Source organism: Streptomyces sp. NPDC021749, assembly GCF_040640655.1.
Classification (GTDB): domain Bacteria; phylum Actinomycetota; class Actinomycetes; order Streptomycetales; family Streptomycetaceae; genus Streptomyces.
Genome location: NZ_JBFACE010000008.1, coordinates 81,760 through 104,397 on the forward strand (window position 1 = coordinate 81,760; position 22,638 = coordinate 104,397).

General features: G+C 72.9%; 19 protein-coding genes and 1 riboswitch. Of the genes, 10 read left to right on the top strand and 9 right to left on the bottom strand.

The annotated features are described in order from the left end of the window. Positions 1–14 precede the first annotated feature (14 nt). The 4 genes from mctP (at position 15) to AB0G35_RS10510 (ending at position 7,884) form a co-directional block, all read left to right on the top strand. Positions 15–1,664 (top strand): monocarboxylate uptake permease MctP, encoded by a 1,650-nt coding sequence (gene mctP / locus AB0G35_RS10495; protein WP_360947123.1) that lies wholly within the window; start codon positions 15–17, stop codon positions 1,662–1,664. A gap of 371 nt (positions 1,665–2,035) precedes the next feature. After that, positions 2,036–2,134, top strand: a riboswitch (cobalamin riboswitch). A gap of 180 nt (positions 2,135–2,314) precedes the next feature. Next, the gene (locus tag AB0G35_RS10500; RefSeq protein WP_360946856.1) at positions 2,315–4,744 is read left to right on the top strand and encodes a ribonucleoside-diphosphate reductase subunit alpha; all 2,430 of its coding nucleotides are present in this window, start codon (positions 2,315–2,317) and stop codon (positions 4,742–4,744) included. Further along, positions 4,744–5,796, top strand: a complete 1,053-nt coding sequence (locus tag AB0G35_RS10505; RefSeq protein ID WP_360946858.1) for a ribonucleotide-diphosphate reductase subunit beta — start codon at positions 4,744–4,746, stop codon at positions 5,794–5,796. The genes AB0G35_RS10500 and AB0G35_RS10505 overlap by 1 nt, the downstream gene beginning before the upstream one ends. A 111-nt stretch (positions 5,797–5,907) precedes the next feature. Further along, complete coding sequence (locus AB0G35_RS10510) at positions 5,908–7,884, top strand: transglycosylase domain-containing protein (RefSeq protein WP_360946860.1); 1,977 nt, start codon at positions 5,908–5,910, stop codon at positions 7,882–7,884. Between the two features lie 115 nt (positions 7,885–7,999). Here the strand turns inward: AB0G35_RS10510 and def are convergent, their stop codons facing one another. The 6 genes from def to AB0G35_RS10540 all read right to left on the bottom strand — a co-directional run bounded on the left by def (position 8,000) and on the right by AB0G35_RS10540 (position 14,175). Beyond that, a complete protein-coding gene (gene def, locus AB0G35_RS10515) occupies positions 8,000–8,629 on the bottom strand; it encodes a peptide deformylase (protein WP_360946862.1) in 630 nt (209 codons plus the stop codon). 66 nt (positions 8,630–8,695) lie between these two features. After that, complete coding sequence (locus tag AB0G35_RS10520) at positions 8,696–9,682, bottom strand: hypothetical protein (RefSeq protein WP_360946864.1); 987 nt, start codon at positions 9,680–9,682, stop codon at positions 8,696–8,698. 320 nt (positions 9,683–10,002) lie between these two features. Beyond that, complete coding sequence (locus tag AB0G35_RS10525; RefSeq protein WP_360946866.1) at positions 10,003–11,373, bottom strand: HD domain-containing protein; 1,371 nt, start codon at positions 11,371–11,373, stop codon at positions 10,003–10,005. Beyond that, positions 11,370–12,821 carry an HD-GYP domain-containing protein gene (locus AB0G35_RS10530; RefSeq protein ID WP_360946868.1) on the bottom strand — a complete coding sequence of 484 codons (1,452 nt, stop codon included), beginning with the start codon at positions 12,819–12,821 and terminating at the stop codon, positions 11,370–11,372. The genes AB0G35_RS10525 and AB0G35_RS10530 overlap by 4 nt, the downstream gene beginning before the upstream one ends. A gap of 263 nt (positions 12,822–13,084) precedes the next feature. Then, the gene (rsrA, locus tag AB0G35_RS10535) at positions 13,085–13,474 is read right to left on the bottom strand and encodes a mycothiol system anti-sigma-R factor (RefSeq protein ID WP_360946870.1); all 390 of its coding nucleotides are present in this window, start codon (positions 13,472–13,474) and stop codon (positions 13,085–13,087) included. Beyond that, positions 13,471–14,175: a sigma-70 family RNA polymerase sigma factor gene (locus tag AB0G35_RS10540; RefSeq protein WP_360947125.1), complete on the bottom strand. Its 705-nt coding sequence runs from the start codon at positions 14,173–14,175 to the stop codon at positions 13,471–13,473. Before AB0G35_RS10540 ends, rsrA begins: the two co-directional genes overlap by 4 nt. A gap of 485 nt (positions 14,176–14,660) precedes the next feature. Here AB0G35_RS10540 and AB0G35_RS10545 point away from each other — a divergent pair, with 485 nt between their 5' ends. Continuing rightward, positions 14,661–15,212: an XRE family transcriptional regulator gene (locus tag AB0G35_RS10545; RefSeq protein ID WP_360947127.1), complete on the top strand. Its 552-nt coding sequence runs from the start codon at positions 14,661–14,663 to the stop codon at positions 15,210–15,212. Positions 15,213–15,309: 97 nt separating this feature from the next. Here AB0G35_RS10545 and AB0G35_RS10550 read toward each other — a convergent pair whose 3' ends face one another. Together AB0G35_RS10550 and AB0G35_RS10555 are read right to left on the bottom strand one after the other, a co-directional pair. Then, positions 15,310–15,957, bottom strand: a complete 648-nt coding sequence (locus AB0G35_RS10550) for an alpha/beta family hydrolase (RefSeq protein ID WP_360946872.1) — start codon at positions 15,955–15,957, stop codon at positions 15,310–15,312. A 91-nt stretch (positions 15,958–16,048) separates the two neighbouring features. After that, positions 16,049–16,870 (bottom strand): SOS response-associated peptidase, encoded by an 822-nt coding sequence (locus AB0G35_RS10555; RefSeq protein WP_360946874.1) that lies wholly within the window; start codon positions 16,868–16,870, stop codon positions 16,049–16,051. A gap of 35 nt (positions 16,871–16,905) precedes the next feature. Here AB0G35_RS10555 and AB0G35_RS10560 point away from each other — a divergent pair, with 35 nt between their 5' ends. From AB0G35_RS10560 to AB0G35_RS10575, 4 genes are all read left to right on the top strand, one after another. Further along, positions 16,906–17,619 (top strand): M50 family metallopeptidase, encoded by a 714-nt coding sequence (locus tag AB0G35_RS10560; protein WP_360946876.1) that lies wholly within the window; start codon positions 16,906–16,908, stop codon positions 17,617–17,619. A 238-nt stretch (positions 17,620–17,857) separates the two neighbouring features. Next, on the top strand, positions 17,858–19,231 hold the full coding sequence (gene aroA, locus AB0G35_RS10565; protein ID WP_360946878.1) for a 3-phosphoshikimate 1-carboxyvinyltransferase: 1,374 nt from the start codon (positions 17,858–17,860) through the stop codon (positions 19,229–19,231). A 14-nt stretch (positions 19,232–19,245) separates the two neighbouring features. Next, positions 19,246–20,253, top strand: a complete 1,008-nt coding sequence (rsgA, locus tag AB0G35_RS10570; protein ID WP_360946880.1) for a ribosome small subunit-dependent GTPase A — start codon at positions 19,246–19,248, stop codon at positions 20,251–20,253. Positions 20,254–20,404: 151 nt separating this feature from the next. Then, positions 20,405–20,728 (top strand): multidrug efflux SMR transporter, encoded by a 324-nt coding sequence (locus AB0G35_RS10575; RefSeq protein ID WP_030413485.1) that lies wholly within the window; start codon positions 20,405–20,407, stop codon positions 20,726–20,728. Between the two features lie 21 nt (positions 20,729–20,749). Here AB0G35_RS10575 and AB0G35_RS10580 read toward each other — a convergent pair whose 3' ends face one another. Beyond that, a complete protein-coding gene (locus AB0G35_RS10580) occupies positions 20,750–21,424 on the bottom strand; it encodes a helix-turn-helix domain-containing protein (RefSeq protein ID WP_360946883.1) in 675 nt (224 codons plus the stop codon). A 231-nt stretch (positions 21,425–21,655) separates the two neighbouring features. On the opposite strand from AB0G35_RS10580, the gene hisN reads away from it, so the two are divergent. Further along, entirely contained in the window at positions 21,656–22,459 is an 804-nt protein-coding gene (hisN, locus tag AB0G35_RS10585; RefSeq protein ID WP_360946885.1) for a histidinol-phosphatase, read from the top strand. The last annotated feature ends 179 nt before the right edge of the window (positions 22,460–22,638 follow it).

Here is a 22,638-nt window from a genome sequence, read left to right on the forward strand (position 1 = left end):
CGGCGACCGTCCGGCTGGCCGCCTCCCAGACCCACGGCGTCAACGGCGTGGCCCTCGCCGTCTTCGTCTTCTTCTTCGTGGCCGTGACGGTCATGGGCTTCCTGGCCGCCCGCTGGCGCAAGGCCGAGCAGTCCGCCAACCTGGACGAATGGGGTCTGGGCGGGCGGAGCTTCGGCACCTGGATCACGTGGTTCCTGCTCGGCGGCGACCTCTACACCGCGTACACCTTCGTGGCCGTCCCGGCGGCCATCTACACGGCGGGCGCCTCGGGCTTCTTCGCCGTGCCGTACACGATCCTGGTCTACCCCTTCATCTTCCTCTTCCTGCCCCGCCTCTGGTCGGTCTCGCACAAGCACGGCTACGTCACCACCTCCGACTTCGTCCGCGGCCGCTTCGGCTCCAAGGGCCTGTCGCTGGCGGTGGCGCTCACCGGCCTCCTCGCCACCATGCCGTACATCGCGCTGCAACTGGTCGGCATCCAGGCCGTGCTGGACGTGATGGGCCTCGGCGGCGGCGCGCACGCCAACTGGTTCGTCAAGGACCTCCCGCTGCTGATCGCCTTCGCGGTGCTGGCGGCCTACACCTACTCCTCCGGTCTGCGCGCGCCCGCCCTGATCGCGTTCGTCAAGGACGGCCTGATCTACCTCGTCATCGGCGTGGCGATCATCTACATCCCGATCAAGCTGGGCGGCTTCGACGCCATCTTCGACGCGGCGGGCAAGGCGCTCGCCCAGCCCGGCGCCGTCCCGGGCAAACCGCGCGGTGAACTGACCAGCGGCCCCAACGCCCAGTGGGCGTACGCCACTCTGGCGCTCGGTTCGGCGCTGGCGCTGTTCATGTACCCGCACTCGATCACCGCGACGCTGTCCTCGCGCAGCCGCAACGTGATCCGCCGCAACACCACGATCCTGCCGCTCTACTCGCTGATGCTGGGCCTGCTGGCGCTGCTCGGCTTCATGGCGATCAAGGCCGGTACGGACGTCCAGGGCAACCCCCAACTGGCCATCCCGCAGCTGTTCGAGGACATGTTCCCGAGCTGGTTCACCGGTGTCGCGTTCGCCGCGATCGGTATCGGCGCCCTCGTCCCGGCGGCCATCATGTCCATCGCCGCCGCCAACCTCTTCACCCGGAACGTCTACAAGGACTTCCTCAAGCAGGACGCCACGCCCGAACAGGAACACAAGGTCGCCAAGCTGGTCTCCCTGCTGGTCAAGGTCGGTGCCCTGGTCTTCGTCCTCACCATGGACAAGACCGTCGCCATCAACTTCCAGCTGCTGGGCGGGATCTGGATCCTGCAGACCCTGCCGTCGCTGGTCGGCGGCCTGTTCACCCGCTGGTTCCACCGCTGGGCGCTGCTGGCGGGCTGGGCGGTCGGCATGCTCTACGGCACGCTCGCGGCGTACGGCGTGGCCAGCCCCACCCAGAAGCACTTCGGCGGCTCCAGCGCGGAGATCCCCGGCCTCGGGGAGATCGGCTACATCGGGCTGACCGCGATCGTCCTGAACGTCGTCGTCACGGTCGTCCTCACCTTCGTCCTGCGGGCCTTGAAGGCCCCCGACGGCACGGACGAGACCAGCCCCGCCGACTACACCGCCGACGCGGGCGACGAGGGCGTCATGGCCGACCTACCGCCGGCAACGGCGGGGGCGCCGGCGGGGCACTGACCCACCGCGTCCGACGCGCCACGGGCCGCTGTCTCCTCCGGGAGGCGGCGGCCCTTTTCGTGCTCCGGGTCAGTTCACCCAGTCCTTGAGCGGCTCGGTTACCTGCCCGTTGATCAGCTCCCACCGCGCGCTTCTTCCAGACGGCTGAGCATCCGGGCGGCTTCTTCGACATCGTCCGTGCTGAGGTGCGGCCGGTCGGCGAGCGCGGTCATGAGGGCTTCTCCTTCCTCCACCGACGGAGCAGGCAACGCGCAACCGACGATAGCCAAGACCACTGACAGGCACCGCGTGATCACGCACGACACACTAGATGTGGGGGTGCATCCGAGGGGGCACCACCACATGTATGCTCGTCCTCGCTGTCGCCGCAGGGGAACCCGGTGGGAATCCGGGACTGTCCCGCAACGGTGTACGAGCGCACCCGCCCGCCTTTGTTGACGGGCCGCCGTGCGCCCGGAAGTCCGAGGACCTGCCGACGGCACGTCCGTACCGCCATCGGTGCGGACGTCGATACGTCCGGGCCCCGAGGGATGGGCCGATGGACGCCGCGCGGTGTGCCCGCGCACCCCGGACCGACGGGGTGCCGCATGCCCGCGTGCGCCCGTCGCGCCCCGCCCTCCCGGCCCCCGCCGAGTGAGGGAGAGCATCACGTGACCATCGCGCCCACGGAACCCGCGTCAGACGCCGAGGTCAACCCGACCGCGGTGGCCACGCCGCCCACCTCCGACGGCCCGGGCGTCGCCCTGCTGCGCACCCTCACCGAGCTGACCGTCGACCTGACCGCGACCGACCCCGGCAAGGTGGCCGCCGCCGCCCTGCGCGGCCGGTACGAGGGCGCAGGCGAGGCCGAGCTGCGCGCACTGGCCACCGAGGCCGCGGCCGGTCTGATCGGTGACGAGCCGCAGTACTCCAAGCTCGCCGCCCGGCTGCTCACCCTCGCGATCTCGGAGGAGGCGGCCGAACAGGGGGCGGTCGCCTTCTCCGCCTCCATCGAGGTCGGCCACCGCGAGGGCCTGATCGCCGACGCGACCGCCAAGTTCGTCCGGGCGCACGCCGAGCGACTGGACGCGCTGGTCGAGCAGGCGCTCGCGGACGGCGCCGACGACCGGTTCGGCTACTTCGGCCTGCGCACCCTGCACTCCCGCTACCTGCTGCGGCACCCCACCACCCGTCAGGTCGTCGAGACGCCCCAGCACTTCCTGCTGCGGGTGGCCTGCGGCCTCGCCGAGGACCACTCCGAGCGGGCCCTGGAGGACGTCGCCGAGCTGTACCGCCTCACCAGCTCGCTGTCGTACCTGCCCTCCTCCCCCACCCTGTTCAACTCCGGCACCCGCCACCCCCAGATGTCGTCCTGCTACCTGCTGGACTCCCCGCTGGACGAGCTGGACTCGATCTACGACCGTTACCACCAGGTCGCCCGACTCTCCAAGCACGCCGGCGGCATCGGGCTGTCGTACTCCCGGATCCGGGCCCGCGGTTCGCTGATCCGCGGCACCAACGGGCACTCCAACGGCATCGTGCCGTTCCTGCGCACCCTGGACGCCTCGGTCGCCGCGGTGAACCAGGGCGGCCGGCGCAAGGGCGCGGCCTGCGTCTACCTGGAGACCTGGCACGCGGACATCGAGGAGTTCCTGGAGCTGCGCGACAACACCGGCGAAGAGGCCCGCCGGACGCACAACCTGAACATCGCGCACTGGATCCCGGACGAGTTCATGCGCCGGGTGGAGGCGGACACCGACTGGTCGCTGTTCTCGCCCTCCGACGTCCCCGAGCTGGTGGACCTGTGGGGCGAGGAGTTCGACGCCGCGTACCGCAAGGCCGAGGCCGAGGGCCGGGCGCTCAAGCAGGTCCCGGCCCGGGTGCTGTACTCCCGGATGATGCGCACCCTGGCGCAGACCGGCAACGGCTGGATGACGTTCAAGGACGCCGCCAACCGCACCGCCAACCAGACCGCCGAGCCGGGCAAGGTCGTGCACTCCTCCAACCTGTGCACGGAGATCCTGGAGGTGACCGACGACGGCGAGACCGCGGTCTGCAACCTGGGGTCGGTCAACCTCGCCGCCCACCTGAGCGACGACGCCGGCGGCTGGGAGGAGGCGATGGACTGGGAGCGGCTGGACGCCACGGTCCGTACCGCCGTCACCTTCCTCGACCGCGTCGTGGACATCAACTTCTACCCCACCGAGCAGGCCGCCGCCTCCAACTCCCGCTGGCGCCCGGTCGGTCTGGGCCTGATGGGCCTGCAGGACGTCTTCTTCCGGCTGCGGCTGGCCTTCGACTCCGCCGAGGCGAAGGAGCTGTCCACCCGTATCTCCGAGCGGATCATGCTCGCCGCCTACGAGGCGTCCGCCGACCTCGCCGAGCGGCACGGCCCGCACCCGGCCTGGTCCGCGACCCGTACCGCCCGCGGTGTGCTGCACCCCGACCACTACCCGGATGCCGAGCCGCGCTGGGCGGACCGCTGGGCCGCGCTGCGCGCCCGGATCGCGAAGACCGGGATGCGCAACTCCCTCCTCCTCGCGATCGCGCCGACCGCGACCATCGCCTCCATCGCCGGCGTGTACGAGTGCATCGAGCCGCAGGTCTCCAACCTCTTCAAGCGCGAGACGCTGAGCGGTGAGTTCCTGCAGGTCAACGCGTACCTGATCGAGGAGCTCAAGGCCCTGGGCCTGTGGGACGCGCGGACCCGGGACGCGCTGCGCGAGGCGAACGGCTCGGTGCAGGACGTCCGTTGGATCCCCGAGGAGGTCCGGGCGCTGTACCGCACCGCCTGGGAGATCCCGCAGCGCGCCCTGATCGACATGGCCGCGGCCCGTACGCCGTACCTCGACCAGAGCCAGTCGCTGAACCTCTTCATGGCGTCGCCGACCATCGGCAAGCTCAGCTCGATGTACGCGTACGCCTGGAAGCGCGGCATCAAGACCACGTACTACCTGCGGTCGCGTCCGGCGACCCGGATCGCGCAGTCGGCGCGCGCCGCGTCCGTGCCCGCCCAGCAAGCGCCGCAACCGCCGGTGACCGACCCCGAGGCGGTCGCCTGCTCCCTGGAAAACCCCGAGTCCTGCGAGGCCTGCCAGTAATGACCACCGAAGTGAACACCGCCGCGGCCGCGCACACCGCCACCACCGGCGAGAAGAACCTCCTGGACCCGGGCTTCGAGCTGACGCTGCGCCCCATGCGGTACCCGGAGTTCTACGACCGCTACCGCGACGCGATCAAGAACACCTGGACCGTGGAGGAGGTCGACCTCCACTCCGACGTCGCCGACCTCGCCAAGCTCTCGCCGGGTGAGCAGCACATGATCGGCCGGCTGGTCGCGTTCTTCGCGACCGGTGACTCGATCGTCGCCAACAACCTCGTGCTGACGCTGTACAAGCACATCAACTCTCCCGAGGCGCGGCTGTACCTGAGCCGTCAGCTCTTCGAGGAGGCGGTGCACGTCCAGTTCTATCTGACGCTGCTGGACACCTACCTCCCCGACCCGGACGACCGCGCCGCCGCCTTCGCGGCCGTGGAGAACATCCCGTCCATCCGGGAGAAGGCCGAGTTCTGCTTCAAGTGGATGGACTCGGTCGAGAGCATCGACCGGCTGGAGTCCAAGGCCGACCGCCGCCGCTTCCTGCTGAACCTCATCTGCTTCGCGGCCTGCATCGAGGGGCTGTTCTTCTACGGCGCGTTCGCCTATGTCTACTGGTTCCGTTCGCGCGGGCTGCTGCACGGCCTGGCCACCGGCACCAACTGGGTCTTCCGCGACGAGTCCATGCACATGGAGTTCGCGTTCTCGGTGGTGGACACGGTCCGCGAGGAGGAGCCCGACCTCTTCGACGACAAGCTGGAGCTGCAGGTCACCGAGATGCTGAAGGAGGCCGTCGAGGCCGAGCTGCAGTTCGGCCGTGACCTGTGCGGCGACGGCCTGCCGGGGATGAACACCGAGTCGATGCGCGAGTACCTGCAGTGCGTCGCGGACCAGCGTCTGCAGCGGCTCGGCTTCGCGCCCGTGTACGGCTCGGAGAACCCGTTCTCCTTCATGGAGCTGCAGAACGTCCAGGAGCTGACCAACTTCTTCGAGCGCCGGGCCTCCGCCTACCAGGTCGCCGTCGAGGGCTCGGTCTCCTTCGACGACGACTTCTAGGCCGGCGCCCCGAAGTCCTTGCCGGCGACGCCCGTTCCCCCCGGTCACCTGCCATTGTGAGCGTTCTGTTACCTCGGCAACCGGAGCCGAGGCCGCCACATCTATCCGGGTATGAAGGGCACGAAGGGGCGTCGCCGGTTCATCGACTATCCGCGCCGGGGACGGGAGGGGCTGCGGCGATGGCTGCCGTCATGGCGGCTGTGGCTCGGCACCCTCGCGTTCGGCATCCTCTCCCTGGCGGGGTTGTTCGCGTTCGTGTACGCGAAGGTCGACATACCGGACGAGAACGAGCTCGCCGGTAAGGAGGCCACCGTCTACTACTGGGCGGACGGCAGCCAGATGGTGAGCGTGGGCGCCGTCAACCGTCAGAACGTCACCCTCGACAAGGTCCCGGACTCGGTCGAGAACGCGGTGATCTCCGCGGAGAACGCCACGTTCTACAGCGACCCCGGGATATCCCTCCAGGGAATTGCCCGGGCCGTGGTGAACATGGTGTCCGGCGAGGAGACCCAGGGCGGCTCCACCATCACCCAGCAGTACGTGAAGAACACCTATCTCTCGCAGGACCAGACGGTCACCCGCAAGCTGCGGGAATTCATCATCGCGCTGAAGGTGAGCAACCAGAAGTCCAAGCGCGAAATCCTCCGCGGCTATCTCAACACCAGCTGGTTCGGCCGCGGTTCGTACGGCATCCAGGCCGCCGCCCACGCGTATTACGGCATCGACGCCAAGAACCTCAGCCCCAGCCAGGGCGCCCTGCTGGCCGCCACGCTGAAGGGCGCGGACCAGTACGACCCGGGGCTGAGCAAGGCCAACCACCGCCGGGCCGTGGCACGTTGGCGGTGGATCCTCGACCGGCAGGTCGCCACCGGAAAGATGAGCCGGGAAGAACGGGCGAAATACCGCACCTTCCCCGAGCCCCGGCCGCCGTCCAAGCCCACCAGTCAGGCCGGCCAGATCGGCTATCTCGTCGACGTCGCCAACAAATTCATCAAGGCCGACACCGGGCTCACCGACAAGGACCTGGCCCGCGGCGGCTACCGCGTCCACACCACCTTCGACAAGGACCGCACGCGCCGCCTGGAAAAGGCCGTGAACACCGTCCGCCGGGAAAACCTCGACCCGAAAGAACGGACCGCCGACACCTTCGTGGAATTCGGGGCGGCCTCCGTGCGCCCCCGGGACGGCGCGATCGTCGCGCTCTACGGCGGTGCGGACGCCACCCGGCACTTCAGCAACAACGCGGACACCACGGCGGTCCCTGCCGGTTCGGCCTTCAAACCGTTCGTGCTGGCGGCCGCCCTCCAGCAGCAGGTGGACGCCACCCCGCAGCCCACCGACCGCCCGGAGGGAGCCGGCAGGACCGTCCCGGTGGACTGGCGGCCGGACCACGCCGCCGCGGACCTGGGCAGCGCCCTGGTGAAGGCCCAGAACCCGCCGTTCGTCGAGGCCGGGCAGCGGATCGGGCTGGAGCGGATCCGGGACCTCGCGGTGGCCGCCGGGCTGCGCAAGGAGAGCATGGCGCGCCTGGAGCAGACCTTCCCGCTCGGCACCTCGGCGCCCAGCGCGATACGGATGGCGAGCGCCTACACCACGTTCGCCAACGGGGGGCTGCACGCTGATCCGTACGCGGTGTCCGGCATGACCCACGACGGCCGCAGGGTCGCCGGCTTCGAGCGGTCCGTGCCCCAGCAGGTCCTCGACGCCGGGGTCGCCCAGCAGGTGACCGGCGCCCTGGAGGGCGTGGGCTGGCGCACGCTGGGCCTGCCGGATGCCAAGCCGACCGGGCAGCCGGTGGCGGCCGGCCGTACCGAGCCGGGTGACCGGATGAAGTCGGCGTGGTTCATCGGCAGCCCGCCGCCCGCCCCCGCCGGTGCCGGGCCCGGCACCGGCGGCGGGAACTGGGGCGGGATCCGTCCCGGCCCCACGCCGGGCACCGGTGACGAGCCGACCACCGCCGTCACCATGTTCCGCAACCAGCCCGGGGCGCCCGAGCTGCTGGGTCTCCAGGGCGTCGGTGGCCCCGGCACCGGGCTGGGGACGTCCCTCCCGCCGAAGGTCTGGAGCGCCTACCAGGACGCCTCGTAGACCGGCCCCTGGACCCGTCCTCGTAGAGCGGTGCACGCGGCCGCCTCGTGGACGCGCGCGGGCGCCCGCCCCGAACCAGGGGCGGGCGCCCGCGCGCCGGTCGTTCCGCGTCCGCTCAGTCGTTGGCGACCACGGGGTAGCGCGGCTCCCGCTCGGCCATCTGCCGCAGCGCGTCCTTGCGTTCCCGCTTGGAGAGCCGGTCGATGTAGAGGTAGCCGTAGAGGTGGTCGGTCTCGTGCTGCAGGCAGCGCGCGAAGTAGCCGGTGCCCTGCACGGCGATCGGCTCGCCCTTGGCGTTCTGGCCGCGGACCACGGCGTAGTCGGGGCGGGCCAGCTCGGCGTACGCACCGGGCACGGACAGACAGCCCTCGTTGGAGTCGTCCAGCACCCGGCGCTCGGCGGGCAGCTCGTCCAGGACCGGGTTGCAGACCGCGCCGACGTGCCGGACGCCCTCGTCGTCCAGGCAGTCGTAGACGAAGACCTTGAGGTCCACGCCGATCTGGTTGGCGGCCAGGCCCACGCCCTCGGCGGTGCGCTGGCTGGCGAACATGTCGTCGATCAGCTGGGCCAGGCCGTCGTCGAACTCCGTGACGTCCTTGCACTCCTTGTGGAGCACCGGGTTGCCGACCACGGTGATCGGGCGGGAGGTGCCGCGCTCCCGGTGGGCGCGCTCGCGCTCCTCGCAGTCCTCCGTGTCGACGATGAACTCGACGCTCGCCTGCTGATCACTGTCCTGCTGGGCCATCTCCGCCGTACGCCTTCCTCAAAACCCCGATGGGACGTCCTACAGCCTACGGGGACGGCCCGGCGCTCAGCAGACCTCTTCCAGATCACGCCATTCACGGGTGTCCGGGCTGTCCGCGACCCAGCCGTCGAGCAGCCCGCGGACCAGCGCGGACGGCGCGGCGATACCGCATTCGCGCTCCGGCACCCACAGCGAGCCGGAGCCCGCGGTGCGGTGGCCCAGCGGGCCGGGGTGGCCCGGTTCGCTGTGGTCGTGCGGGTCCAGGTGCTCGCCGTCGCCCTCGTCGCTGGGCATCCGGCTCTCCGAGCACGTACGGCACAGCAGGCGGACGGAGGACGACCAGTCCTCGGCAGCGAAGCCGGCGTCGGCGGCCAGCCGCTCCAGGGCGTCCCGGTCGGCCTCCGTGGCGGCCTCCAGGAGCACCACCCAGGTCGGGACCGGGGAGGGCGCCCACAGCTCGATCTCGTCGAAGACCGGGTACGCCCGCCCGTCCGACGTCGTCCGCTCGCCGTGCGGGACGCCGTCGTGCAGCACGACCTCGCCCCAGCGCCGCCCGGAGGACGGCAGCGGGATCGACAGCACCTCGATGCGGGCCGGGTCCAGCCGGCGGCCCCAGACCACCTCGGCCTCGCCCTCCGGGGAGAGCCGGACCGCGGCGCTCCCCAGGGCCATCCCGAGCGGTTCACCCGACGGGGAGCCCTCACCGGGGACCTTCAGGCCGTACGCCTGCCAGGCCCGGCGGGCCAGCGGCCAGTCCTGGAGGGCGGTGGCGGCGATGCCGACGTTCCACCAGTCGGGCGCACCGGCCTCGCGGTCGAGCAGCGCCACCGCGCGCAGTCCGGCGGCCCGGGCCTGCTCCCAGTCGTGCCGGAACTTGTGCAGCAGCGCGAGGTTGAACCAGGACTCCGACAGCCACGGCTCCATGTCCGCGGCCCGGGTCAGCAACGCCCCCGCGTCCTCGTAACGGCCGTCACCGATCAGCGTGAAAGCGCGGTCGGTCGCCTGCCGCCACGAGGCGGAGGGCCGGTGCCGTACCTTGCCGAAGATCCTCACGATTCCCGCCTGCCGGTTGCTCTCGATGCCGCCTGGGAGGCCTCCCGGGCGGCTCCCGGGGCCCTTCCGGGGGCCCACTCGACAACCTGCCACAGATTGCCGTCGGGCTCAGCCTGGTTTGCTGCTCCCCCTGCGGCTGATGCCCTTCACCGACCCCCTGAATCCCCTGGGACACTCCTTGCAGGGGCTTCCTTCGCATCCAACCATGCCCGTCTGGAAGGGCGCTCATTACCCATGGGTTCTGGCACCTCGGGTGGAATTCCGCAGGCGGAGGGAACCACGGGCGGCGGCGCGGGGCGGGCCGCGCGGTGCGGTCCTTCTCACATCTCCCGGCCACCGCGGGACAGGACCCGGGCGAGCGCCTCGACGACACGGGGCTCGTGGTCCTGCGCGGTGGCCAGCCGCAGCCGCTCCAGGGCGCGCAGCCGGCCGCCCGGCCCGCCGGCGCCGCCCGCCAGGTCGTCGTAGGCGTTGACGGTCCGGACGATACGGGCGGTGACCGGCTGGTCCCGGTACGGGTCGGCCTGCCGCTCGACGATCACCGCGACCTCGGCGGGCACCCCGGTCTGCCGGACAACGGCGCCGCCCAGCAGGGCTATCCGGCGCTGCTCGGCGGGCGGCAGCGGGGCGGTGGCCCCGTCCGGCACCGGGTCCAGGAGGGACAGCTGGCCGATGTCGTGCATCAGGGCGGCGTACTCCAGCACGTCCAAGTCCGGCTGGGTCAGGCCCAGTTCACGGCCCACCGCGCGGCTGAGCGCGGCCACCCGGCGGGCGTGGCCGTGCGGGGTGTACCCGGCGATCTCGGTGGCGCGGGCCAGCGAGGCGATGGTCTGGCGGTAAGTGGTGCGTACCGCCGCGAACCGGCCGAAGGCGAACTGGGTCAGCAGCAGCGGCAGACAGAACACCGGCAGGGCCCACAGACCGGCGACCGCGGTGGCGAGCGCGATCACCACGCCGGTGGCGCAGACGGCCGTGCCGATGCCGGGCAGCGCCCGCAACTCGTCGCGCAGCAGCGGCCCGTACGGCCAGCCGGTGCGGGCGTGCGCCAGAGTGGCGGCGAGCACCGCGTCACACAGCGTGGTCAGCGCCAGCAGGCCGACCAGGAAAAGCGGATAGACCGGCCCGTCCGCCACCCAGCTGCCCAACGTGCCGGTGTGGTAGAGGGGTTGGAAGCAGGTGGCGGCGAATCCCGTGGTCAGCACCTGGCGGGCGAGCCGGTCCGGCGCCGTGCCCCGGCCGCGCGCGATCTGCGGGACGACGCCGATCAGGCCGGCCGCCAGGACGACGGCCACGATCTGCGGGACGCCGTGCGTCGTCGGCCGGCCGCCCACCTCCCCGAGCAGCGCGTACGCCAGGGCCCCGGCGGCGCCCAGCGGGGCCGCCGCGCGGTCGTCCGGCGCCCGCCCCGGCCCGGTGGCGGGCGCCGGGTCGCAGGCGGCCAGCTCGCCGACCGCGATCAGCACCCCGAAGGCCAGCGCGATCCCCGGCCGGTCGAGCCCGGTCCACAGGGTCTGGCCGAGGGACCAGCAGGCCAGCGCGGCGGCGGCGGTGTGGACGGCGACGACGATGCCGCGGCCTTTGGGGTGCCGGGCGGCCGGCCGGGTGCCGTCCGGGGCGGCGGTGGGCCCCCCGGCGACCGCAGGCCGGCCGGTCCACCGGGTATCCGGGGGTTCGCCGCGGGCGCCGCTCATCGCGGACCACCGCCCCACCCGGACCGCCCGGCGGCCCCGGGCACCGGCTCGGGCGCCGCACCGGCCGCCCGGTCACCTGGGCCTTCCGCGCCGGGGCCGTCCGCCTCCCGCTCCGGTGTGACGTTTCCGCTCCGGGCCGCGCCCGGCCCGTCCGCCGCGGTCACCAGGTCCGGGTCCCAGCCGTACCGGTGCAGCGCCGCCGCCAGCGCCCGCACCATCCGCGGGTCGAACTGCGTGCCGGCGCATTTGCGGAGCTCCGCGACGGCCACCGGCACCGGCCGGGCCCGGCGGTAGGAACGGGTGGAGGTCATCGCGTCGAAGGCGTCGGCCACCGCGACCACCCTGGCGAACTCCGGGATCTGGTGACCGCGCAGGCCGTACGGGTAGCCGCGGCCGTCCAACCGCTCGTGGTGGTGCAGGATCGCCGCCCGCGCCTCCCCCAGGAAGCCGATGCCGCGGACGATCTCGTGCCCGTACTCCGGGTGCAGTTCGATCACCCGGCGCTCCTGTGGGGTCAGCGGTCCGTCCTTGCGCAACAGCCGGGTGGGCACGCCGAGTTTGCCGACGTCGTGCAGGATGCCGGCGAACCGGAGCGCTTCGGTCCGGTCCTCCGGCATGCCGAGCTCGCGGGCGATCATCACCGAGGCGCGGCCGACCCGTTCGCCGTGCCCGCGGGTGTAGCGGTCCTTGATGTCGACGGCCTGGACGAGCGCCCGGATGGTGGCCTGGTGGGCGGCGCGTTCGCGGTGGCAGCGGTCGAAGACCCGGCACGAGAGGCACACCGGCAGCAGCACCAGCAGCGCCGCCGGCGGCCCGTACGAGCTCTGCCACAGCACGGCCGTCATCAGACCGGCCAGACCGTGCACGACGTACCGGGCCAGGCCGCGGGCGAGCAGCCCGCGCCAGGCGGTGCGCACCGGGTGCCGTTCGGCGGCGACCACGATGCCGCCGTCCAGCGCCGCGAGCACCGCGCAGAAGACGGCCGCGGCGGCCACGGCCGGCAGCAGCAGGAGGGGGAACCGGGGGGCGGACAGCGCGGGGTGGCCCAGGGCGCCGAAGGCCGCGGCGGCCGCACAGCAGGCGAGGGCCTGTTCGGCGGCGTGCCAGATCCGGCGGGCGGTGGCCGCCCAGGGCCGTACGGGGGCGAGCAGCGCCCCGGGGACGGCGGCCAGCGCGGCCAGTGCCGGCGGCAGCAGGAAGACCCCGGCGAGGACCAGGGGGCTGGTCCAGGCCGTGCCGCCGCCGGACCGCGCCATCCGGTCCGGCAGCCGGCGGCCCAGCAGCGGGCAGCGGGGTATCCGTTCGCACAGTGCGTACAGGGCGGCGAGGACGAGGGCGGTGCCCCAGGGGGCGCCGGGGGCGGGCCGTAAGGCCGGAGCGATGCACAGCGCCGCAGCCAGGGCCGTGCCGCCGATGTAGCCCCGCGCGGCCACCGGAAGTTCCCGCATCGCGCCCTCCTCACCCTGCCCGCCGGCTCCGCCCCGCTCCGGAGGGGCAGGGACGGTCCTCGGCACGCCGCATCCGCAGCGCGCTCGGGTCGGTGAGAATAGAGGGGCCGGCGCGCCCGGGAAGGCGCATCAGCGGATCGGGCGGGAGGAATCGCCCCGCCCCTCACTCCTTGGGGTGATGTGCCGCGGTCTTCGCCCCGCACGGCCGCGGTCCGTGCATCGTGGCGGGGGGGGGAGCCCAGGGGCCCTGCCGGGCCCGGGCGTCAGGCGTCGGCGGTGCGGGCGTCGGCCGCCGTGCCGGAGCCGCCGCTGCCGGCCTCGGCCTCCCGCGCCTCCTGCTCCCGCTGGGCCTGTTCGTGCCGGGCCTGCTCCAGGACGCTCACCTCGGGCACGGCCTCGCCGGCCCGGATGAGGTCGATCCTGCCCATGACCTTGGAGCGCAGGTCGCTGGGGACGTCGTCATGGCCGCAGCAGCGCTTGACGAGCTTCTTGACGGCCTGCTCCAGGCCGTACTTCTCCAGGCACGGGGAGCATTCGTCGAGATGCACCTGGAATTCCGCGCACTCCCCGGCGGGCATCTCCCGGTCGAGATACTCGTAGAGGTGGTCAAGGACCTCTGAGCAGTCCTTCTCGTGCGGCTCTCCGCAGCTCATGATCCCGAGCCTTTCCGGTCGTGCGAGTCCGACGTCCGCGCGGCCTGCGGATCCGCAGGGGCCGCACCCGCCGGAACCAGCCCGCGTTCGCGGGCGTAGTCCTCCAGCATGCCGCGCAGTTGGCGGCGGCCGCGGTGCAGACGGGACATCACCGTGCCGATGGGTGTCCCCATGATGTCCGCGATCTCCTTGTACGCAAACCCCTCGACGTCGGCGAGGTAGACCGCGATGCGGAATTCCTCCGGGATCGCCTGCAGGGCGGCCTTCACGTCCGAGTCGGGGAGGTGGTCCAGCGCCTGGGACTCGGCGGAGCGCAGCCCCGTCGACATGTGCGACTCGGCGCGGGCCAGCTGCCAGTCCTCGATCTCCTCCGCGGCGCTGCGCTGCGGCTCGCGCTGCTTCTTGCGGTAGGAGTTGATGAAGGTGTTCGTCAGGATGCGGTACAGCCACGCCTTGAGGTTGGTGCCCTCGCGGAACTGGTGGAACGACGCGTACGCCTTCGCGTAGGTCTCCTGGACGAGGTCCTCCGCGTCGGCCGGATTGCGCGTCATGCGCAGGGCGGCGGAGTACATCTGGTCCAGGAAGGTGAGCGCGTCCCGCTCGAAGCGCGCATTGCGCTCGGTCGCACTCTCCTGCCGGCGGTCGGACATCTCCTCGGCCGAGCCGTCGGTCCCTGCGTCGGTACCGGTGACCGGACCCACCTCCTCGAACACCGTCACGGATCCGGAAGCGGACCCACTCGATTCGGAGAATAGACGACGATCCGGTGCCGCCGCCGCTCCAGCCAGGGCGGGCTGTGCCACCTGCATCTGCGACCACGGCAGGTCGGCGGCCGGGCGGGCCGGGCAAGCGATTCCCATGCGGCGGACTCCCATTCCTCGTGCTTCGCTGGACGTACGCGCGTCCGTACGAATGCCACAACAGCCGCCCCGGCCCGGGCATTCCCGCTCCGCGCGATCTTCTTCGGCGATTTTTCCGCGCACGGGTTGACAAATGGGGTTGCCGGTTCGGCAATGGAATCGTGGACGATGACATTGCGCGCACCCCGGCGGACCGCACGACGGGTGCCCCGGCGGACCGCACGACGGCCACTCCCGCGGACCGCACGACGGGCGCCCCGGCCCCCGGCGCCTCCCCCGACCGCGCCCCGGCGCCGGACCAGGTCTACGACCGGGTCCTCGCCGAGGTGGGGCCCCGGCTGCGGCGGATCCGGCAGGAGCGCGGGGTGACCCTGGCCGCGCTGTCCGAGGCGACCGGCATCTCGGTGAGCACCCTCTCGCGCCTGGAGTCCGGCGGCCGCAAGGCCACCCTCGAACTGCTGCTGCCCCTGGCCCGGGCGCACCAGGTGCCGCTGGACGAGCTGGTGGGCGCGCCGGAGGTGGGCGATCCCCGGATCCGCGCGGTGCCGCAGCGGCGCGGCCGCATGACGGTGGTGCCGCTGACCCGCCAGCCGGGGGTGCTGCAGGCGTTCAAGCTGGTGATCGATCCCGTCACCGCCCCGCCGGAGCAGCGGACGCACGAGGGCTACGAGTGGCTGTACGTGCTGTCCGGGCGGCTTCGGCTGCTGCTGGCCGACCGCGACGTGGTGCTGCGGGCCGGGGAGGCGGCGGAGTTCGACACCCGGCTGCCGCACTGGTTCGGGGCCGCGGACGGCACACCGGTGGAGGTGCTGAGCCTCTTCGGGCGGCAGGGCGAGCGGATGCACGTGCGGGCCCGGCCGCGCGGGCAGGCCGACTGAGCCCGCGGCCGCCAGCCCTCGGCCCTCAGCCCCCCCCGCTCTCAGCCCTCAGCCCTCAGCTCCCCGCTCTCGGCTCTCGGCTCTCGGCTCTCGGCTCTCAGTCGAAGAGGCCGTCCAGCCAGGCGAGTACGGCGTCGGTGAGCCGGGCCATCGTCGCGGCCTCGTCGACGCCCGCCTTCTTCGGGACCGCGAAACCATGGTCGCCGTGCGGCACTTCGGCGAGCTCCGTGCCCGGCGGGAACTCCTCGGGCCGGCCGAACGGATCCCGGCCGCCCTGGACGACCAGCGTCGGCACCCCGGCACCGGTCAGCTCGTCGACCCGGGACTTCTCCGGCTTGCCCGGCGGGTGCAGCGGGAAGCTCAGCGCCAGTACGGCCTCGGCACCGAGCTCGCGGGCCGTACGGCAGGCCACCCGGGCGCCCGCGCTCCGGCCGCCGGCGACCACCGGCAGCCCCGGCTTCTCCAGCGCGGGCCACAGCGCGGTCCACGCCGCGTCCAGGGTCTTCGGCGCGGGCGCCACCTTCTTGCCGGCCACCCGCCACGGCTGCTCGACCAGCGCCACGGGGTAGCCGCGGGCCGGCAGCGCGGCCGCCAGGGCCCGCAGGTCGCGTGCCTCGATGCCGCCGCCTGCGCCGTGGCTCACCGCCACCACGGCCCGCGCCGGCGTCGCCGCGCGGTACCAGGTGATCCGGGCCTCGCCCGCCGGCGTCCCGACCGTCTCGGTCTCCTTCGCCCCTGTGCTCATACGCCCATCCTGCCCGCGCCGGGACGCGAACGGCACCGCCCCACGCCCGCCGGGCGGCCGCCGGGCCGGGCGTTTCCGGGCACGCGCCGGCTCAGAACAGTGTGCCGACCTCCGGCCCGTCGAGCTCGGTGAGCAGCTCGGGCCCGTTGTTGCGGACGTTGCTGACGTCGGTCGGTACGGGATGGGCGCGCATCAGCCCGGGCGGCGGGGGCGCCAGCAGCTCGCGCAGCTCGTCGGGGTCCGTACGGCCCGGGTCGAGCCAGGCGTCCCAGCGGTCCGGCGTCAGCACCAGCGGCATCCGGGGGTGGATCTCGGCCAGCGACTGCGGGCCGGCGCCGCCGTCCGCCCCGGCCAGCGGGGTGGTCTCGGCGGCGGTGGTGACGACCGTGCAGGTCACCCACCAGGCCATCGGGTGGTCGCCGGGGAGCGTCCGGTCCCGCCAGAACTCGTACAGGCCGGCCATCGCCATCACGGAGCCGTCCGCGGGCGTCACGAAGTACGGCTGCTTGCGGGGCCGCTTCTTCCGGCCCTGCTCCTCCAGCTCCCGCTCGGCCGCGGCGGTGACCCACTCGAAGTAGCCGTCACCGGGGATCAGACAGCGCCGGGTCGCGAAGGCCCGCCGGAACGACGGCTTCTCGTGGACCGTTTCCGCCCGCGCATTGATCATTCGTGCCGCGCCGTCGGGTGATGTCGACCACGACGGGACCAGCCCCCACTTCAGCGGCCGCAGCTGGCGCACCGGCCCGTCCGGGGCGCCCTCGCCTTTGAGGGGGCGTTCCAGCACCGCGTGCACGGTGGCCGTCGGCGCCACGTTCCAACTGGGTGCCAGCGTCTCCTCGGGCTCCCACTGCTGCACCCCGAACAGACCCACCAGGTCCTCGGGGCGACGACTCGCTGCATACCTCCCGCACATGCATGCCACACTGCCATGCCACACGAAGGGGAGACATGGAGACCGACCACCTCACCGACATATGGGGCCGGGTCACCGGGACCCAGCCCGCCCCGTCGCTCTGGCTGGTGATCGCCACGGCGGTGCTCGCCCTGGGCGTCGTCGTCCCGCACACCGCGTGGCGGCTGTCGCGCAATGCGATCACCATCGCGCACGAAGGCGGGCACGGCCTGATCGCGCTGGTCAGCGGGCGCCGGCTGGACGGCATCCGGCTGCACTCCGACACCTCGGGGCTGACCGTTTCCCGTGGCAAACCGACCGGTCTTGGCATGGTGCTGACCGCCGCGGCCGGTTATGTGGCACCGTCCCTGCTCGGTCTGGCCGGCGCCGCCCTGCTGGCGGCCGGGCACATCACGGCCCTGCTGTGGGGCGCGACCGCACTGCTGCTGGCGATGCTGGTCATGATCCGCAATGCCTACGGCGTGCTCACCGTCGTCCTGGCCGGCGCCGCGTTCCTGCTGGTCTCCTGGCTGACCACACCAGACGTGCAGGCCGGCTTCGGGTACGCGGCGGTGTGGTTCCTGCTGCTGGGCGGGGTGCGGCCCCCCTTCGAGCTGATGGGCAAGCGGCGCCGCGGCGGTGCCGTGGACTCCGACCCGGACCAGCTGGCGCGGCTCACCCACGTCCCGGCCGCCCTCTGGCTCGGCCTCTTCCACGTGGTGACGCTGTGCTCCCTGATAGGCGGCGGGCGCTGGCTGCTGGGCCTGTGACGTCACCGGGCCCGTGCCGTCACCGGGCCCGTGCCGTCACCGGGCCCGTGCCGTCAACGGCGGCACGCCGTGTACTCCCGCTCGGTATGTCCGCGGCGCCTCGCTCCTCCGCCGCGCACGGCCCGTACGTCCGCCCGCGCCGCGCTTCCGGCACGCGCACTACCAGTGCCACGTTTCGGAGGGGTTGCGCCACTTTTGATCAAGATCGGCACCCTTGCCCAGCCATTAAAGTAAGGGCATGACCGAGAGCCCCGCACATCCCGCCCTGTGGCCCGCCCCCGTCGCACCCGGGGCGGTCGATGCAACCGTCACCGTGCCCGGCTCCAAATCGGTCACCAACCGCGGCCTGGTGCTGGCCGCCCTCTCCTCCGAGCCCGGCTGGCTGCGCCGCCCGCTGCGCTCCCGTGACACCCTGCTGATGGCCGAGGCGCTGCGCACCCTGGGCGTCGGCATCGAGGAGACCGCCTCCTCCAGCTCCGCCGGCTCCGGGGACGCCGTGGACCGGCCCGGCGGCGGCGAGGCCTGGCGGATCATCCCGGCCGGTCTGCACGGCCCGGCCACCGTCGACGTCGGCAATGCCGGAACGGTCATGCGCTTCCTGCCGCCGGTCGCCGCGCTCGCCGACGGCCCGGTCCGCTTCGACGGCGACCCCCGCTCCTACGAGCGCCCGCTCGGCGGCGTCATCGACGCGCTGCGCTCCCTGGGCGCCCGGATCGACGACGACAACCGCGGCGCGCTCCCGATGACGGTCTTCGGCAGCGGTGCCCTGGAGGGCGGCGCGGTGGAGATCGACGCCTCCTCGTCCTCGCAGTTCGTCAGCGCCCTGCTGCTGTCCGCCCCGCGCTTCAACCAGGGCGTCGAGGTCCGGCACGTCGGCGCGGCGCTGCCGTCGATGCCGCACATCCGGATGACCGTCGACATGCTGCGCAGCGTCGGCGCCCAGGTGGACACCCCGGAGGCGGGCGGCGAGCCCAACGTCTGGCGGGTCACCCCGGGCGCGCTGCTCGGCCGCGACCTGGTCGTCGAGCCGGACCTGTCCAACGCCCAGCCCTTCCTGGCCGCCGCCCTGGTCACCGGCGGGCGGGTCACCATCCCGGACTGGCCCGAGCACACCACCCAGCCCGGTGACGCACTGCGGGAGATCTTCACCACCATGGGCGGCTCCTGCGAGCTGACCGACCAGGGCCTGACCTTCACCGGCAGCGGCCGCATCCACGGCATCGACGTCGACCTGAGCGAGGTCGGTGAGCTGACCCCCGGCATCGCCGCGGTCGCCGCGCTCGCCGACTCCCCCTCCACGCTGCGCGGCGTGGCCCATCTGAGGCTGCACGAGACCGACCGGCTGGCCGCGCTCACCAAGGAGATCAACGAGCTCGGCGGCGACGTCACCGAGACCGAGGACGGTCTGCACATCCGCCCGCGTCCGCTGCACGGCGGGATCTTCCACACCTACGAGGACCACCGGCTGGCCACCGCCGCGGCGGTCATCGGCCTCGCCGTCGAGGGCGTGGAGGTGGAGAACGTCGCCACCACGGCCAAGACCCTGCCCGACTTCCCGGCGCTGTGGACGGACATGCTCGCCGCGTCGCCCGGCCCGGCGCGGAGAGCCTGAGGGGTCCGGCCGCCATGCGCCGCTACGGCAAGAACCCCGATGAGGACGACGTCCGCGTCCGCCCCAACCGCAAGGGCAACCGGCCCCGCACGAACATCCGCCCCAAGCACGAGGACGCCGCCGAGGGCCTGGTCCTGACCGTCGACCGGGGCCGGCTGACCTGCCTCATCGAGGGCCGTACGGTCACCGCGATGAAGGCCCGCGAACTGGGCCGCAAGAGCGCGGTGGTCGGCGACCGGGTCGCCGTCGTCGGCGATCTGAGCGGTGCCAAGGACACCCTCGCCCGGATCGTCCGGGTCGAGCCGCGCACGTCCACGCTGCGCCGGACGGCCGACGACGACGACCCGTTCGAGCGGGTGGTGGTCGCCAACGCCGACCAGCTCGCCATCGTCACCGCGCTCGCCGACCCCGAGCCGCGTCCCCGGCTCATCGACCGCTGCCTGGTCGCCGCCTACGACGCGGGCCTGGACCCGCTGCTGGTGCTCACCAAGTCCGACCTGGCGTCCGCCGACGCACTGCTGGAGTCCTACGGCACCCTCGGCGTCCCCGCCATCGTCACCAACCGCGACGAACTCACCGACGGCAGCGCCGCCGAGCGGGTCCGCGAGTCGCTCAAGGGCCGGATGACGGCGTTCGTCGGGCACTCCGGCGTCGGCAAGACGACGCTGGTCAACGCGCTGGTCCCGGAGCGCCGCCGGGCCACCGGCAACGTCAACGCGGTCACCGGCCGCGGCCGGCACACCACCACCTCGGCGCTGGCGCTGCCGCTGCCCGGTGACGCCGGCTGGGTCATCGACACCCCCGGCGTCCGCTCCTTCGGGCTGGCGCACGTCGACCCGTCCCGGGTCATCCACGCCTTCCCCGACCTGGAGCCGGGCACCGTCGACTGCCCGCGCGCCTGCAGCCACGACGAGAAGGACTGCGCCCTGGACGAGTGGGTCGCCGACGGCCACGCCGACCCGGCCCGGCTGCATTCGCTGCGCCGGCTGCTGGCCACCCGCGAACGACGCGAGGGCGACTGATCTCCCGGAGTTCGCTGCCGACCGCCGGGGACAACTGCATAATCACACCAAGGCTGGCGTATGGTCACCGGCCGCTGACCGCCAGGCGGGGCCCAGAGGAGTGAGGCTGCGGTCCCGTCGTCACTCATCCGGCTGACGGAGGCAATGGGACATGGCGTGGCTGCTGGTCGTGGTGGCGGGGCTGCTGGAGACCGGCTTCGCGGTCTGTCTGAAGCTCTCGCACGGTTTCACCCGCCTGCTGCCGACCATCGCCTTCTGCTCGTTCGCGCTCGCCAGCTTCGGGCTGCTGACCCTGGCCCTGCGCAAGCTCGACGTGGGTCCGGCGTACGCGGTGTGGACCGGCCTCGGCGCGGCCGGGACCGCGGTCTACGGCATGGTCTTCCTCGGTGACGTGGTCTCCACCCTGAAGATCGTCTCCATCACGCTGGTCATCGTCGGCATCGTCGGCCTCCAGCTGTCGGGCGGGGCGCACTGAGCCGACTGCGGTGACGCGCCGTCAGCCCCGTCCGGCCGCTGCCTGCGCGCCGTCCCCGGCCACCCGCCCGAACGCCCCCCTCACGAGCCGCGACACCGCCTCGGCCTCCTGGTCCCGCCGCGCCCGCTGCGCCGGTACGCGCCCCGGCGGTGCCGCCCCCGGGGAAGCCGGCGCGGGAGGGGCCACCACACAGGACAGCGTCAGCCGTGCCGCGGTCTCGCAGGCGACGCCCAGGGCGGGCAGTTCCTCCGCGGGCCAGTCGGGCTCCAGCGCCGCGACCGCCTGGGCGCAGAACCGGCCGACCAGCTCGGCGGGCGCCGGGCCGGCGGACGGCGAAAGGGGCGGCAGCCGGTCGCCCCCGCAGCCCGTCAGTGCCGCCCTGACCAGGGGGTTCGCCCGTGCGGTCCGGAGCGTCCAGGCGGCCGCGGCCACCATCCGGGCGGCCGCGTCCCGGCGCGTCCCGGCTCTCCCGGCGCCGCCCCGGGCCAGCGCCCTGGCGACCCCGGCGAGGTAGTTGTCGGTCTCCCGGCGCACCAGGGCCCGGGCGAGCCCCTCCTTGCTGCCGAACTCGTTGTAGAGCGTCTGCCGGGACACCCCGGCCGCGGCGGCCACCTCGACCATCCGGATGTCGGACCAGGCCCGGGCGATCAGCGCCGTATAGGCGGCGTCCAGCAAGGACTCACGCGCTGCGGGCATCCGTCGCCTCCCCGGCCGCCGGCCCAGGTGGCCGGTTTTGGCACAGAATTGAGGCGGAGTCAGGGACTGTCAAGGGGCGTCACAGGGTGCTCGCCCGCGCGTCCCGCGACCGGTGCGCCGCCGGGGCGGCAGGGGGCGCGGCCGGGCCCGCACCCGCCGGACGGAGGGCGACACACGCCCGCCGGGCATGGCCGTGTGGCCAGCAGGTATACCAATGGATACTGTTCGCACATGCCCGACTATCACGATGATCTTCGCCTCGGCCACGTCCTCGCCGACGCCGCGGACGCCGCCACCATGGAGCGCTTCAAGGCGCTCGACCTGAAGGTCGAGACCAAACCGGACATGACGCCGGTGAGCGAGGCCGACAAGGCCGCCGAGGAGCTCATCCGCGGCCAGCTCCAGCGGGCCCGGCCGCGGGACGCGGTGCTCGGCGAGGAGTTCGGCAGCGAGGGCGCCGGACCGCGCCGCTGGATCATCGATCCGATCGACGGCACCAAGAACTACGTCCGCGGCGTGCCGGTCTGGGCGACGCTGATCGCGCTGATGGAGCGCGGCGAGGGCGGAGACCGCCCGGTGGTCGGCATCGTCTCCGCCCCGGCGCTCAACCGCCGCTGGTGGGCGGCGGAGGGCCTGGGGGCGTTCACCGGCCGCAGCCTGACCTCCGCGACCCGGCTGCAGGTGTCGAAGGTCGGCCGCGTCCAGGACGCCTCGTTCGCGTACTCCTCGCTCACGGGATGGGAGGAGCGCGGCAAGCTGTCCGGGTTCCTCGACCTGAGCCGGGACTGCTGGCGCACCCGGGCGTACGGCGACTTCTGGCCGTACATGTTGGTCGCCGAGGGTGCGGTGGACATCTGCGCGGAGCCGGAGCTGTCGCTGTGGGACATGGCGGCCTGCGCGGTGGTGGTGAGCGAGGCCGGCGGGCAGTTCACCGGCCTGGACGGCAAGCCGGGTCCGCACAGCGGCAATGCGGCGGCCTCCAACGGTCTGCTGCACGAGGACCTGCTGAGCTACCTCGGCGACGCGGCCCACTGACCCCGCGGGAACTCCGGTTCTCCGACGGCCTTCCCGCCGCGTCCCGCGCTGACCTGTGACGCAGCGCCTCCGGGCGGCAGCGTTCGGACATCCGTCCAGCAATTGCCCCTTGTGACCGCGCGCGACGGCATGTGAACATGAGAATCCGCAAGTTTGTGAACTTGTGAATTCGTTCGCAA

Bases quoted from the DNA above. Each gene is read 5' to 3' on its own strand.
- AB0G35_RS10505 (WP_360946858.1), top strand. From the start codon at position 4,744: ATGACCACCGAAGTGAACACCGCCGCGGCCGCGCACACCGCCACCACC.
- AB0G35_RS10510 (WP_360946860.1), top strand. From the start codon at position 5,908: ATGAAGGGCACGAAGGGGCGTCGCCGGTTCATCGACTATCCGCGCCGG.
- def (WP_360946862.1), bottom strand. From the start codon at position 8,629: ATGGCCCAGCAGGACAGTGATCAGCAGGCGAGCGTCGAGTTCATCGTC.
- AB0G35_RS10525 (WP_360946866.1), bottom strand. From the start codon at position 11,373: ATGAGCGGCGCCCGCGGCGAACCCCCGGATACCCGGTGGACCGGCCGG.
- AB0G35_RS10530 (WP_360946868.1), bottom strand. From the start codon at position 12,821: ATGCGGGAACTTCCGGTGGCCGCGCGGGGCTACATCGGCGGCACGGCC.
- rsrA (WP_360946870.1), bottom strand. From the start codon at position 13,474: ATGAGCTGCGGAGAGCCGCACGAGAAGGACTGCTCAGAGGTCCTTGAC.
- AB0G35_RS10550 (WP_360946872.1), bottom strand. From the start codon at position 15,957: ATGAGCACAGGGGCGAAGGAGACCGAGACGGTCGGGACGCCGGCGGGC.
- AB0G35_RS10555 (WP_360946874.1), bottom strand. From the start codon at position 16,870: ATGTGCGGGAGGTATGCAGCGAGTCGTCGCCCCGAGGACCTGGTGGGT.
- AB0G35_RS10560 (WP_360946876.1), top strand. From the start codon at position 16,906: ATGGAGACCGACCACCTCACCGACATATGGGGCCGGGTCACCGGGACC.
- aroA (WP_360946878.1), top strand. From the start codon at position 17,858: ATGACCGAGAGCCCCGCACATCCCGCCCTGTGGCCCGCCCCCGTCGCA.
- rsgA (WP_360946880.1), top strand. From the start codon at position 19,246: ATGCGCCGCTACGGCAAGAACCCCGATGAGGACGACGTCCGCGTCCGC.
- AB0G35_RS10575 (WP_030413485.1), top strand. From the start codon at position 20,405: ATGGCGTGGCTGCTGGTCGTGGTGGCGGGGCTGCTGGAGACCGGCTTC.
- AB0G35_RS10580 (WP_360946883.1), bottom strand. From the start codon at position 21,424: ATGCCCGCAGCGCGTGAGTCCTTGCTGGACGCCGCCTATACGGCGCTG.
- hisN (WP_360946885.1), top strand. From the start codon at position 21,656: ATGCCCGACTATCACGATGATCTTCGCCTCGGCCACGTCCTCGCCGAC.